This is a genomic window from Streptococcus sp. P25B114, from assembly GCF_053010325.1.
The window spans coordinates 23,843-36,408 of record NZ_JBRKNW010000009.1 but is presented as its reverse complement, the minus strand read 5'-3'; the positions used below and the strand labels follow the sequence as shown (position 1 = coordinate 36,408).

The 12,566-nt window shown below is 45.3% G+C and carries 19 protein-coding genes; 2 read left to right on the top strand and 17 right to left on the bottom strand.

Going from position 1 to position 12,566, the window contains the following annotated elements; translation table 11 throughout:
* Positions 1-203 precede the first annotated feature (203 nt).
* Positions 204-560, bottom strand: a complete 357-nt coding sequence (locus ACVC7T_RS05820; protein ID WP_105110993.1) for a DUF2500 domain-containing protein — start codon at positions 558-560, stop codon at positions 204-206.
* 122 nt (positions 561-682) lie between these two features.
* Between ACVC7T_RS05820 and ACVC7T_RS05815 the strand changes: the two genes are divergently transcribed.
* Positions 683-1,492 (top strand): peptidylprolyl isomerase, encoded by an 810-nt coding sequence (locus tag ACVC7T_RS05815; protein WP_447262638.1) that lies wholly within the window; start codon positions 683-685, stop codon positions 1,490-1,492.
* A 26-nt stretch (positions 1,493-1,518) separates the two neighbouring features.
* On the opposite strand, the gene ACVC7T_RS05810 is transcribed toward ACVC7T_RS05815, so the two are convergent.
* The 12 genes from ACVC7T_RS05810 to ACVC7T_RS05755 all read right to left on the bottom strand — a co-directional run bounded on the left by ACVC7T_RS05810 (position 1,519) and on the right by ACVC7T_RS05755 (position 8,494).
* Complete coding sequence (locus ACVC7T_RS05810; RefSeq protein WP_447262616.1) at positions 1,519-2,208, bottom strand: 5'-methylthioadenosine/adenosylhomocysteine nucleosidase; 690 nt, start codon at positions 2,206-2,208, stop codon at positions 1,519-1,521.
* A gap of 8 nt (positions 2,209-2,216) precedes the next feature.
* Positions 2,217-2,540, bottom strand: a complete 324-nt coding sequence (macP, locus tag ACVC7T_RS05805) for a cell wall synthase accessory phosphoprotein MacP (protein WP_105123220.1) — start codon at positions 2,538-2,540, stop codon at positions 2,217-2,219.
* An 8-nt stretch (positions 2,541-2,548) separates the two neighbouring features.
* Complete coding sequence (locus tag ACVC7T_RS05800; RefSeq protein ID WP_172021569.1) at positions 2,549-3,094, bottom strand: NUDIX domain-containing protein; 546 nt, start codon at positions 3,092-3,094, stop codon at positions 2,549-2,551.
* Positions 3,095-3,103: 9 nt separating this feature from the next.
* Positions 3,104-4,486, bottom strand: coding sequence for a bifunctional UDP-N-acetylglucosamine diphosphorylase/glucosamine-1-phosphate N-acetyltransferase GlmU (gene glmU / locus ACVC7T_RS05795; RefSeq protein WP_172010054.1), 1,383 nt, complete (start codon positions 4,484-4,486; stop codon positions 3,104-3,106).
* A gap of 301 nt (positions 4,487-4,787) precedes the next feature.
* On the bottom strand, positions 4,788-5,099 hold the full coding sequence (locus ACVC7T_RS05790; RefSeq protein ID WP_447262615.1) for a hypothetical protein: 312 nt from the start codon (positions 5,097-5,099) through the stop codon (positions 4,788-4,790).
* A gap of 393 nt (positions 5,100-5,492) precedes the next feature.
* Positions 5,493-5,933 carry an ASCH domain-containing protein gene (locus tag ACVC7T_RS05785; protein ID WP_447262637.1) on the bottom strand — a complete coding sequence of 147 codons (441 nt, stop codon included), beginning with the start codon at positions 5,931-5,933 and terminating at the stop codon, positions 5,493-5,495.
* Entirely contained in the window at positions 5,933-6,478 is a 546-nt protein-coding gene (locus ACVC7T_RS05780) for a GNAT family N-acetyltransferase (RefSeq protein ID WP_105123215.1), read from the bottom strand. The genes ACVC7T_RS05785 and ACVC7T_RS05780 overlap by 1 nt, the downstream gene beginning before the upstream one ends.
* Before the next feature lie 124 nt (positions 6,479-6,602).
* Positions 6,603-6,911 (bottom strand): DJ-1/PfpI family protein, encoded by a 309-nt coding sequence (locus ACVC7T_RS05775; protein WP_330836918.1) that lies wholly within the window; start codon positions 6,909-6,911, stop codon positions 6,603-6,605.
* A gap of 147 nt (positions 6,912-7,058) precedes the next feature.
* Positions 7,059-7,193, bottom strand: a complete 135-nt coding sequence (locus tag ACVC7T_RS05770; RefSeq protein ID WP_447262614.1) for a hypothetical protein — start codon at positions 7,191-7,193, stop codon at positions 7,059-7,061.
* Positions 7,190-7,567 carry a hypothetical protein gene (locus ACVC7T_RS05765; protein WP_447262613.1) on the bottom strand — a complete coding sequence of 126 codons (378 nt, stop codon included), beginning with the start codon at positions 7,565-7,567 and terminating at the stop codon, positions 7,190-7,192. Before ACVC7T_RS05765 ends, ACVC7T_RS05770 begins: the two co-directional genes overlap by 4 nt.
* Positions 7,567-8,265 carry a 3-oxoacyl-ACP reductase gene (locus ACVC7T_RS05760; protein WP_447262612.1) on the bottom strand — a complete coding sequence of 233 codons (699 nt, stop codon included), beginning with the start codon at positions 8,263-8,265 and terminating at the stop codon, positions 7,567-7,569. Before ACVC7T_RS05760 ends, ACVC7T_RS05765 begins: the two co-directional genes overlap by 1 nt.
* Positions 8,258-8,494, bottom strand: coding sequence for a DUF2829 domain-containing protein (locus ACVC7T_RS05755; RefSeq protein ID WP_394735463.1), 237 nt, complete (start codon positions 8,492-8,494; stop codon positions 8,258-8,260). The genes ACVC7T_RS05760 and ACVC7T_RS05755 overlap by 8 nt, the downstream gene beginning before the upstream one ends.
* Before the next feature lie 254 nt (positions 8,495-8,748).
* Between ACVC7T_RS05755 and ACVC7T_RS05750 the strand changes: the two genes are divergently transcribed.
* Positions 8,749-8,841 (top strand): type I toxin-antitoxin system Fst family toxin, encoded by a 93-nt coding sequence (locus ACVC7T_RS05750; protein ID WP_153047860.1) that lies wholly within the window; start codon positions 8,749-8,751, stop codon positions 8,839-8,841.
* A 253-nt stretch (positions 8,842-9,094) separates the two neighbouring features.
* On the opposite strand, the gene ACVC7T_RS05745 is transcribed toward ACVC7T_RS05750, so the two are convergent.
* From ACVC7T_RS05745 to ACVC7T_RS05730, 4 genes are all read right to left on the bottom strand, one after another.
* Positions 9,095-9,898, bottom strand: a complete 804-nt coding sequence (locus ACVC7T_RS05745) for a hypothetical protein (RefSeq protein ID WP_447262611.1) — start codon at positions 9,896-9,898, stop codon at positions 9,095-9,097.
* A 1-nt stretch (position 9,899) separates the two neighbouring features.
* Positions 9,900-10,217 (bottom strand): PadR family transcriptional regulator, encoded by a 318-nt coding sequence (locus ACVC7T_RS05740; RefSeq protein WP_172009195.1) that lies wholly within the window; start codon positions 10,215-10,217, stop codon positions 9,900-9,902.
* Entirely contained in the window at positions 10,214-10,378 is a 165-nt protein-coding gene (locus ACVC7T_RS05735; RefSeq protein ID WP_447262610.1) for a hypothetical protein, read from the bottom strand. The genes ACVC7T_RS05740 and ACVC7T_RS05735 overlap by 4 nt, the downstream gene beginning before the upstream one ends.
* Positions 10,379-10,565: 187 nt before the next feature.
* Positions 10,566-12,566 carry an FtsX-like permease family protein gene (locus ACVC7T_RS05730; protein WP_447262609.1) on the bottom strand — a complete coding sequence of 667 codons (2,001 nt, stop codon included), beginning with the start codon at positions 12,564-12,566 and terminating at the stop codon, positions 10,566-10,568.

The window sequence follows — 12,566 nt, the reverse complement described above, 5'->3', positions numbered from 1 at the left end:
CGGCAATTTTTATTATACAATTTTTGTAGAAAATTTCAAAAACAAACGAATTTCAGATAATCAAAGTCAATTCATAAATATTGAAATAATCAACTTTTTATCGATATTTATTCAAAGATTAACTTAAAATCATTTGTAAATATTTAGTTATTTTTAATCAAATAAAATTCCTGCTAGCCAGAAGATGACTGCAGGACCTTGGTCTAATCTTGTCTTTTAAACTGGAGCAAGCGGCTGCCTTGGAAGGTCAATTCTCCCTGGTCACCTTCAGCAAGCAGGGCATATTCCTCAGGCTTGACACGAAACTCCCTGCGCTCCTTCTGCCATTCAAAGGTCACATAGTAATTGGTCCTAGCCATTTCATTGCCAAAGACATGAGTGCGCTTGGACACCAGCTTGGCCTGCCGAATTTCCACCGGAGACTGGTTATTGCGATGCCATTCCAAAAAATTTCGGACGATTTGATAGACAACAATCCCCAAAATAATGGTGGCAACTGCATAAATGAATAGCATAATTACATCCACACTTCCACCTGGACCTAAAAGATTGTCAAACATAGTAGATACTCCTTTTACATTTATAAGAATAGTATATCATATTTTGAATGGCCAGGAAATTGAATATTGACTAAAATCATGATAAAATGAAGCATAATTTTGAAATGAAAGTGATGACACAAATGAAAAAACTACTTTTTCTAGGCCTTGCTAGCAGCCTCCTACTGACAGCCTGCGCCAACTCAACAACGACACCAAGCAGCACTGAAGAGGCTAATTCAAGCTCTACCCTGCAAACAACTTCTGACTCAACAGCATCCAGCAAATTCAAAAAAGACCTGGCCTACGCTGTCAACAATCCTGACGCCGTTTTTCCACAGTTGAGCCCAGAGGTTGCTGACAATGAGGCCCTGGTCAAGATAAAAACAACCGAGGGAGACATCACCATCAAGCTCTTCCCTGAATTGGCCCCTATGACGGTGGAAAACTTCCTGACCCACGCCAAAGAAGGCTACTACGATGGTACGATTTTCCACAGGGTTATCAAGGACTTTATGATTCAAGGCGGAGATCCCCTGGGCAATGGTACCGGTGGCGAGTCCATTTGGGCTGGCAAGGGGACGACCAAGGATGCCGGCTATGGTTTCAAGGATGAAATTTCTGGCTTCCTCTACAATATCCGTGGCTCTCTTTCCATGGCCAATGCTGGCGCGGGGACAAACGGCAGCCAGTTCTTCATCAACCAAAACACAACCGATATGTCCGGTCAATTGGCTGGCGCAGGCTATCCTGAAAAAATCCTACAAGCCTACAAAAACGGGGGCAATCCAAACCTGGATACCAAGCACACCGTCTTTGGTCAAGTTACCGAAGGCATGGACGTTGTGGATAAAATCGCCGCTGTAGAAACCGGCGAAAACGACAAACCCAAAACAGATGTGAAAATCGAAAGCATCGAAATCCTGAAAGACTACACCTTCCCGACAGAATAGACCAAAACCCAGTCGACGACTGGGTTTTAATCTTTCTCCAAAAAGGCAATCAATGTCTTGGCAGAACGTTCGCCTGCCTGGATGATAAATTCATCAAAGGTAATATTAGCATCGCCTTGAGCCGTGTCGCTCATGGCACGAATGACCAAGAAAGGCTTGCTCAGATTGACTGCTGCCTGGGCAATGGCGGCTCCTTCCATTTCAACAGCAAGGACCTGTGGAAAATGTCCTTTGATGGCCGCAATCTTGTCAGCACCTGCAATAAAACTGTCTCCTGTTGCGATCAGACCCACATGGCTGTCGATTTCCTGCTCTGCCAAAACGGCTGTCACCTTCTCAAGCAAGGCCTGGTCAGCCGGGAAATACAGTTCCTGCCCTGACATTTGCCCATGTGCATAGCCGAAGGCTGTCAAATCCACGTCATGGTAAGCTAGCTTGTCAGCCACTACCACATCACCGATTGAAATGCCCTCTGCCACTGCACCAGCCGATCCTGTATTGACAATGGCATCAACCTCAAAGCGGTCCACCAAAATGGCCACCGACATGGCTGACATGACCTTACCGATGCCTGACTGGACCAAAACTACCTCATGCTGGCCAAGTTTGCCTTGATAATAGGTTCTGCCAAGCACTTCTGTCTCGACTGGCTCCTGCAAATAGTCCACCAAAACCTTGAGTTCCTGGGGCATGGCTGCGATAATTCCAAATTTCATAATCTCTCCTACCAAAAAATAACCGCTACGATAAACAGAAGAACAAGAATCACTACCCAAAACAAGATTGTATTGACCTTGCTGCGAAAGGCTTCGCGCTTATTGGTCTCAATCCGTCGGCTTTTAACAACCGAGGGTTGGACAGGGATGCGGATGGTCTGCCCTTCTACATAGCCCTCGTATCCTTCCTCGTCCAGATAGTCCTGAAAATCATCTGGTTCCAAATAGACTTCCTTATCCGGATTGTAATGGCCAAACTGACTGGTATCTTCCAGTTTCTGACCCTTCTTAAATCGTTTTAGTATTTCATCTGTCAACAGGGGCTTGCCCATGTTTAGACCTACTTTCTCATTAGTTGTGCATATTGAATAGCCATGATGGTCTTGGCGTCGCAAATGTCACCACTTGCCACCAAGTCCAGGGCCTGATCCAAGGTCACTTCATAGAGCTCGATGACCTCGTCCTCGTCCATGGGACGGGGATTTTCTACCTTGACCAGATTTTCAGCCAGATAAAGATAGATGCGCTCGTTACAAAAACCAATAGCAGAATAGAAGTCTGCCAAGAGGGTCAACTTGTCTGCCCGATAGCCGGTTTCCTCTTCCAATTCCCGCAGGGCTGCATCTTCTTGTGTAAATTCTTCACCCAGTTCCAGCTTGCCAGCGGGGATTTCATAAATAGCGCGTTCAATGGCCTTGCGATACTGCTTGACCAAGATAATCTTACCTTCCGTTGTCAGAGCTAGCACACAGACTGCTCCCTTGTGGAAAACCAGCTCACGCTTGCTGGTTCCGCCATTTGGCAGGGCAACATCATCGACAACGACGTCAAAAATTTTGCCCTTAAAAATCTCTGTCCGCTCAATAGTTTTTTCTTCAAAGTTCATGAAAAACTCCTACTTTTGACTAGGGTGGAAAGGAAAACGTTTGGCAGAGCCTTCCTTATTTTCCTGGCGACCGCGACCGATTCCAATCGAATCCGTCGGAACATCTTTGGTAATGGTTGAACCTGCTGCTAGGAGAGCATTATCGCCAACAGTTACCGGTGCAATGATGGTTGAGTTTGAGCCGACAAATACACCATCACCAATCACTGTCTGGTACTTGTGTTGCCCGTCGTAATTGGCTGTAATCGTACCAGCACCGACGTTGACATCTTTTCCGATGGTTGCATTACCGAGATAAGTCAGATGACCAATCTTGGACTGTTCACCGATTGTCGTAGCTTTAACTTCAACAAAGTTGCCGACGTGGGCATCTTTACCCAGAATGGACTGAGGACGGATATGGGCGAATGGCCCCACTGTCACGCCTGTTTCAATGACAGATTCTTCAATATCGGAGTTTGTAATAACCACATCCGCTGCAATCTTGGAATCACGAACTCGGGTGCCGTTGGTCAAAACTGTCCGCTCACCGATGGTCGTTGCGCCCTTGAGGACAACATTGGCCTCGATGACTGCCTCCGCACCGATTTCTACGTCAATGTCAATGTAAGTCGCATCTGGATTGATAAAGGTTACGCCGTTGATCATGTGTTTTTCATTGATCCGCTTGCGCATAACAGCTTCCGCCGTCGCAAGAGCAATACGGTCATTGACCCCCAAACTCTCATCAAAATCACGGAGGATATAGGCCCCGACCTTCTCACCAGCCTGACGGAAAATAGAAATAACGTCGGTCAAATAGTATTCCCCTTGGGCATTGTCCGTGTTGATATCCTTGAGAGCCTCGAAGAGACGCTTGTTGTCAAAGAGATAGGTACCTGTATTGATTTCCTTGACCTGTTGCTCGAAATCGCTGGCATCCTTTTGCTCAACGATTTTCAGTACTTCGCCGTCAGCGTTACGGATAATGCGACCGTAGCCAAAAGGATTGTCCGCCTGAGCTGTCAAAATCGTCGCCACGTTCTTATGACTGATGTGGAAGTTAATCAGATTTTTCAAGCTCTCACCCGTAATCAAAGGTGTGTCACCTGCGATAACCAAAGTCTGGCCCTCAAGACCTGCTAGAGCTGGCTCCGCCATCATGACTGCATGGCCTGTTCCCAACTGCTCTGATTGCAGGGCAAACTCAGACTGACCTTCAAGGACCGCTTGGACCAATTCTGCCTTGTGGCCCACAATCGTCACGGTCTTGGCAGGATTGACAGCATCCACAGCTCGCTTGACATGCTCCAACATGGTGATGCCTGCCACCTTATGGAGAACTTTTGGCAGGTCTGACTTCATGCGGGTTCCCTTGCCCGCCGCTAGGATAATTGCATAGTTATTGCTCATGATTTACTCTCTTTTCATAGATACTGCTACCATTATAGCAAATTTTGATTGTTTTGGAAAATGGCAGAGCAAAAATCAAGTCTGCATTGGATAAAGAAAAAGAGGTCGAAACCTCTTTAGAATTTATGGAGCCATTTTCTATAGGCCAGTTCGGATAACAAAGTGGCACTAAAAACTGCTAGGAACATAGTGAACCAATTATCTGGTAAATCGAGCAGTCCGAAAAACACACCAAAGACGGACAAAAATATAACTATCATCATCAATAATCGCTTCATCTGGTCATCCTCCTGGCCGACAATTAAAACAAGTGGACACCTCGAAAAATATCTGTCCGTTCTTTATCTGTCAAGCTTTTTAGTTCTTTCCATACAGGTTTTTCCTCGTCTGTGAAACGCAGTTCTGTTCCCGATAGACTAGCATTGGAAACAGCTTGAACCAAGCCCTGCAATCTTATTCCCAGAGCCATCCCCTCGCTCTGCACTACTTCAGCCCGAGTCTGGTCAAGGGTTGCAGTCAGCTGTTTTGCCGTTTCAGCACCGATTGACTCTGCCTTACCAGCCAGTATGGGTTTCAACTGGTCCAACAAACCAAGCACTTTTTCTTTGTCCATAAAGACCTCCTTGTGAATCTTTTATTTATATTTATTATATCAAATCAACAAAAAAATACAAGGAAATACAGAACGTAGACAAACTAAACTCTGGATAAATAAACTGAGTAGCTCTGCTATGAAAAAATAAAAATTAAGTTTATTTTGCGAGCGGAGTGAGCCCTAAGTCGGGACTTTCTGCTATGATGAAAACGCTAGAAACGTTGTCGTTTCTAGCGTTCGGAGTCATTGAGACCTTAGGCTCAATGACTAGGTATGGAATTCCGTAGGTAGCTCAAACAGTCTGGGAGACTGTTTGAGGAGTAAACCCAGAAACTAGAAAGTTTACTACCGTCCGACATCACCTCAGGAAAATCCGAAAAGAGACTTTGTCTACAAACTCGGAAATATTCTCTATTTTGGATAGACTAATTCAAATTCTTCGCAGACCACCAGCATATCTTCAGAGAAGGTCAGACCTGCCTCTTCCAGCCAAATGGTGAAGAGTTCCTCATGAACCTGACGCCAATAGGACAGACTACGATTACCCTCGCCTTCTTTAAAAGCATGTTCTTCCGTCACTTGCGAAAAAGGGGTAACATAAACCTTGGTCGTTTCGATAATGCAAACGGAATTACCTTGGCTATCAAGAATGATGTCGTAACCACCAATCTGTGGAATTTCTTCCCCTTCTAGTTCGTAAAGTGGGTAAGCAGAGCTGGTTGCCGTCTTGATTCCACGCGCCACTAGGTCTGCTAATTCATCTGGTACTGCACCAAAAGCCCAAGCCTCTGGCTCAGGGCCCGCCTGCGGATTGACGGTCAAATATTCTTGCCATAATTGTGTTGGAATCATCATTCCTCCTTACTTTCTAGCCAACTAGCTCTGGTCAGACGGGTCACATGCTCCGTCCGAACCTCACCAATCAGCGAACACTCAACATTCTCCAGCTTGTGATGATAGGTAAAACCACACTTCTCCTGGGCACGCCTGGATTGCTCATTGCCCTCAAAATAGCCACACCAGACAGTTTCTAATTTTAGGGTTTCAAAGGCATGGCAGAGCAGTTTTCGGATTGCCTCTGGAACCAAACCTTGTCCCCAATAATCACGTCCTAGCCAGTAGCCCAGCTCCGCTTCCTTATCCGAAGTCGTCAATTTACTAGCACCGCCAATCATTAAGCTAATAGCACCGACAGGCTTTCCAGTAATCTTATCTACAAGAGCATAGGTTTCTGGTTGGGTAAAGACCGTCTCGATAACGTTTCGACTTTCTTCTAAGGATTGGTGGGCTGGCCACCCTGCACGCAGTCCGATTTCAGGATGCGAGGCCAGAGCAAAGAGGTTCTCCGCATCATCCACCGTCCAAGGACGGAGCAATAAACGTGGTGTTTCTATCATAAAATTCTCCTATTTCAAAACTCTAACTGTTGATAATCTGCCCTCTACGCAGCAACCAGTTCATCCCAAACAAATCTCTACCTTCTCAAGACTGAGTTCAACGGCCAAGCTGCTTGTTTCCAAATTACCCGGCAGGAGCAAAATCATCCCTGTCTGGGTCATCCTGCCAATGATATTCTGCCTGTCGGGCAATCTGCTCAGCCAGTTCCTGACCAAATTGGTCCCGCACAAAACCGAGCGCCATATCCATGCCCGCGGAGACACCTGAAGAAGTGTAATACTTCCCTTCACGAACCCAGCGTGCCTGTCTCTTCCAGTTGACCGCTGGACCTTGACTGGTCACCCAGCCAAAAGCAAGTTTATTGCTGGTCGCCTCCTTAGTATCAAGCAGACCCACTTTTGCTAAGAGGACGCTGCCAGTACAAACAGACAAAACACATGATGCCTGCTAAGCCAGTTGTCCTAACCTGGTCAAGAAGGCTTCATTTTCAACCAAGGTACGGGTTCCCCGACCACCCGGTAGGAGCAAAACGTCAATAGGACTAGTCAAATCAAGAGGCTGAGTCAGTATTTCTACCCCCTAACGATTGCGGACTAGCCCACCAGCTAGAGACTGATAGGAAAAGTTAATAGCTGGAATACCAGCCAACAATTCCACCGGACCAAATAAATCCAAGGTTTCAAAATCTTCAAATACCAAGGCGATACATTTCATGACTGACCCTCTTCCTTTTTCTTCCATAAGAACAGACATATGACGCTGGCTACTGCCAAGCCGACGATTAGAAATTTGACTGGATGCGCCATTTGCCAAAAACTCTCACTGGTCTGACCATGTCGATTAGGCAGACCAATGGTGAGGAAGAAAGCCAAGAAAATCAACTGATACCAGAGCGCTGACCGAATAAAGGCCAACTTCTTTTTCAACTGCTGCTTTGGCACTTCAAACAGATAAAATGACATTAGATAGGCATTCAAAATGAGCAAATAAACCAAGGTACTGGGCCAGCCCCACCAAAATTTTGTAACTAGCAATAACACTATGGGAACAAGCAGGGTCTTGACCAAGCCTAGTAAAACATTTTTCATTATTTCAAACTCCAACCACCGTCAATGGCGATAATCTGTCCTTGCATAGAGGCTAGTTTTCCAGAGGCTAGCATAAATGTCAGCTCTGCGATTTCGCTGGGCTGACTCCAGCGTCCGATAGGGGTCTGGTCTGCCACCCAGTCCGCCAGGCCACCAGGTTCAAAGTCCTTCTTGGTCATGCCTGTCTGAACGGCACCTGGGGCAATACCAAACACTTGGATATGGTCCTTGGCGTAATCCAAGGCTAATTGCTTGGTGAAGCCTGCTAGAGCGTGCTTGGAAGCGGTGTAGGCTGAGCCTCCTCCACCTGCTAGACTGGAGGCAATAGAGCACATATTGATAATGATGCCAGACTGTCTGTCCACCATTTGCTGCAAATAGGGACGGGTCAGTCTAGTCACCGCAAAAAAATTGACCGCGAAGATGCAAGCTAATTCATCCTCCTCGATATCCAGGTGGGGACGGTAGTCGTCTAGTATACCTGCGGTGTTACAGAGGACATCGACTGACTGACACCATGAAAAGACAGGTGATAAATCGCCTGTCAGGTCCAGCTGTAGAAAGTGGAAATCGCCTACCAAATCAGGCTTGCTGGCCTGATCAATCCCGTAGACACGCCAGCCATTTTCCAAAAAAATCCCCGCCTGAGCTAGTCCGATACCGCTGGAAACGCCGGTGATGAGGGCTGTCTTAGTCATGGACTTCTATCCAGTCGGTCGCAAGGACGTCGCAGGGGGTCGGGCTCCACATGGAGAAGCCTTCACCCTCGCCGGTCACGTTGATGAGGAAGTAGGGCGTCGCCTCCAGCTTTTGCCCGTGGACCTCAATGGTGTCAAAGAGCTGGACGTAGTTCTCCGCCCCACCCCAACCTGTGCGGACGTACTTTTTCTTGGCCTTGAGGCCGGGTAAAATCTCTTCAAATGTCATGGTTTACTCCTTTATTGTCTATAAACGTTGATTTAATAAGGTTTCTAGCACCTTGTATTGAGTTAATTTTGTAATTTTTTCACCTTTTTGTGAAGTTACAGTAATTTGTATCTATCCGACCGTTGAAAATACAATCTTGTTGGTTTATCAGGAAAATAGAATGATCCAAAGACTTTTTGAGCCTTTGATAGGCTGGACAGATTTCTGGTATCTTTCCTTTCCCCTTTGGGATAGAGAGGGGGTGAAGTGATCTAATGGACTTATTTATCATCGTGTTTGTTGCACCTTTGCTGGTATCTATCCTAACAGCATTGTTTGAGTATTGGCTCAACTCACGCAACAAATAACCCTAGGGTGCTAGCTAGAACTAGCTAAGAGCCAAAAGAAAACCCCTGACATTGTGGAATCTGTCAGGGGCTTTTTGTGTTCCAATGGAACTTACTTATCATTAGCTAAAGTATAGCATCCCCTCATTCAATTGTCAAATGTTTTTAACCAACATGTCGATTGACTTCTAGTCTTTCTCCTCTGAAATATATCACCTCATCCTCCGAATATCTTAGTTAATTATTTTATAGTTCATCTCATTATACCAAAAAATTACTTGACCACTTTCGGTTTTCTCACCAGCAAGACCATAGAGCCAATCCAGAAAACCACCGCTGGCAGAATAACCAAGACCAGATTTAACCAAGTTGGCACCATCATAACCAGATTGAGAATTCCACCAGCAAGCATGAGTCCATAGGTTGGCATAAAGACATGGCTGACTAGCTTTTCCTTACGGTAACATAGCAGAGCGAGACCGATGAGGATGACTGGAATCAGGCTTGTCCAACCAGTCAAAGAGATGTCTGTACCATCCGGCAATAGGATGAAACGACCGGCCAAAATTGCTACATAGACCAGTGGAAAACCAATATAGGTCGCCCAAATTTTCAGTTTAGAAGTTTGGTAAATCAAATTCCGTAACAAGAGCATGATGCCAGCCGGCAGTAGAAAGGCCAGCAAACTATCACACACCAGTGCTAACCAATTAAATTGGACTGTGCCTGATCCTGCAAATTCCATGAGAAATCGACTGCCGACATTGACTAGCCAGACAAGCCCTGCCAGGCGTCCAACTTCCTTGACTCCGATCGGAGGCAAATAGTTCAACAAATCATCCGCCATTTGCTTGCTATCTTTGCCCAGAAAATCCTCCGCCGAAAGCCCGTCTTTTTGAGCTTCCAGAACATCTTGGTAAATGGATAAGAGCTGGGCAGTCACTACCTCTTCCTGCCTGTGAAAAACAGAGGCAATCATCATGTAGCCATTGATACGGCCCATGTATTCCTTGTTTTCCTTGGTCAGCTGGCTTTCAATCACTTCAATCTGCTTGCGGTATTCCATTTGTTTGCTCATCTTATTCTCCTTTCAATCGCTGAACCTTTTGGACCAATTCCGTCCACTGGCTCCAAAAATCTTCTAGATAAGCCTTTCCCTGGTCTGTCAAATAAAAATACTTCCTGTCGGGTCCGTCTGGCGAGGGCTTATTCTGACTAAGAATCAGGTCATTTTTTTCTAACTTCTGAAGGAGTGGATAAACCGTCCCTCCGACCATGTTTTCAAAGCCCTGATTTCTCAACTCCTGAACCATTTCATAACCATAAATCTCCTTCTGGCTGATAATTTGTAATACACAGCCATCCAGGACCCCCTTGAGCATCTGGGTTTCTTTCATAAGGCCTCCTCATCATCTGTAAAAAATCCAAACAGTAAGTCTGATACTAACATGATGCCTAAGATCAAAATAGAATCCAAGGCCCAGCCTGTTATAATTGCCGTCACAAGCGTGATACCTGCCACTTCCCAATTTTCCCGACTTTTCTTATCCAACTTCATACTGATTCCCTACCTAGTTTGTAATACATACTAGTCTGATAAAAATAAAAGCGATTTTCTTTATCTTCTATCACTAGTTTGTTTTACCTATTAGTTTTGTATCTATAGTCTAACACAAGGTGGCTAGTATGTAAAGCAAAATAGCGAAAACTATTCAAAAAATAAAAAACTTGGGTTGCCCCAAGTTTTAGGAAATAATCTGTTTATAAGATCGGGTTGTGATCGCATAAACCATCAAGTAAATTAAAAAATAACCGCCACAGATAGCCACTGTCACCTGCAACATAAGCCCTGCATTGACAACACCGATAGACAACAAGATAGACGAGAGCATCTTGTAGGCAAAGGCTAGATGAACAAAGGCGAGTAGGATAGGCAGGAAGAAAACTGTCAGCAATTGCTTGCGAACGGACTGTCTGGTCTGGTCCTCATCCAGACCAACCTTGGTCATGATGACAAAGCGATCCCTGTCTTCATAGCCTTCTGAAATCTGTTTGAAGTAAATCACCAGCACCACCGCCATCAAAAAGATGAGTGATAGCAAGAGGCCGATGAAGAAAAGTGAGCCTGCAAAACTGAAGAAACTACGCATCGCATAGGCACGGTAGGCGAGACTAACCGTGTTAGTACCATCTGGCAAAATATTGGAAGTCCACAGTTCGCTTTCAAAAGTACCGGATAAGAAGATCTCCTGGCTACTTACTTGTTCTTCTTCTGATAGACTGCTTTCAAAGCCCATATAATAGCGATTTTCAGCTTGATTTTCAAATATCGTCAAATCTTGAACCACAACGACTAAGTACTGACTGACATTGAAAGACATATGGTCAGGCAGATGACCCAAGGTCACATTTTTGGGCAAGACTTGGACAACTTCCATCTCCTTTTCATCAAAGGTGAGGGTTTGACCAGCTTGATACTGGACTCCCTTACTATAAATGGCTACTTGGTCGCTTGCCAGCTGGAGCGCTTCTCCAGTCATCTTTTCATAGCTAGCTTGATCAAGGAAAAAACCAACACCCAGGTCAGAGAAATCTACGCTAGCTACATCTTCAACCGTAAAAAATCTTACGTGCCGGTTTGTAACCTCAGTAAAAGAGGCTTGCTGGTAAGGATAGACCACCTTACTTTCAACAGGAATCTCCTTCTCTTCTAAGATAGCTTCCGCCCACTCCTCCACTTGTGTTTTTGAAGTGGTTGGCTGCATACCAACATCAATCGAATAGTCATTTGGATTTTGATTGGCGATATAATCTTTGCCACCGATGTAAATATTGAGTCCTCCAACCATGGTCACTAAGAACATACTGGAGAGGATGGTAATGGTCGCAAGACCCAGAGCATTTTTCCGCATGCGGAAAATCAAGTTGGATATAGAAATAAAATTCTCTGGCTTGTAGAAATAGGTCTGACGGTTCTTTAGCCAGTTTAAGAGACTGATGACACCTGATTGGAAAAGCAAATAAGTCCCAAAAATAACCAGAAGCGTCGCTCCGAAGAAACTTGGAATAGCTGTTAGCGGACTGGTCACTAGTTGGGCAATGGCGTAACCTGCCCCCAATAGGATAAGGGCTAAGAGGGTTTGTAGCCAGAGGAAGCCTGTTTTCTTGTCCCCTCGCTTCTTGCCCTGAACCAGCTTGAGTGAATCGGTCAAGCCCAGTTTCCCAATATTAAAGAGACTGACCAAGGCAAAAATCCCAAAGAGATAGATGACTACAGTTACCAAACTTTTCAACTGAAAGGTTGAAGCTAGGACAACAGGCATCTGCATGGCTTTCAGCAAGAGGGCATAGAAGAGTTTGTCCATAGCCAGACCCAAGAGTAAGCCTGACAGAATGGTGCTGGCTGAAAAGACCAGATTTTCCAAAAACGTCATCAAGAGAAGGTGTTTTTTTTCCAAGCCTAGAACGCTATAAACTCCAAACTCTTTTGACCGCTGCTTCATAACAAAACTATTGGCATAGAAGACCATGATGGCAACGGCCAACATGACCACAATCATACCAAAGCCCAGCACTTGAATCACCCCATTGGCCCCCTTGACCTGACCTAAATCAGGATGAAAGGCAAGCGAGGCAAAAATATAGGCAATGGCTGTGGATAAAATGGTCATCAGAGCATAGGGAAAATAAAGCCTGCGGTTCTTTTTGAGATTGGTTAAGCCCAATCGAAAGGTTAGTCCAAACAT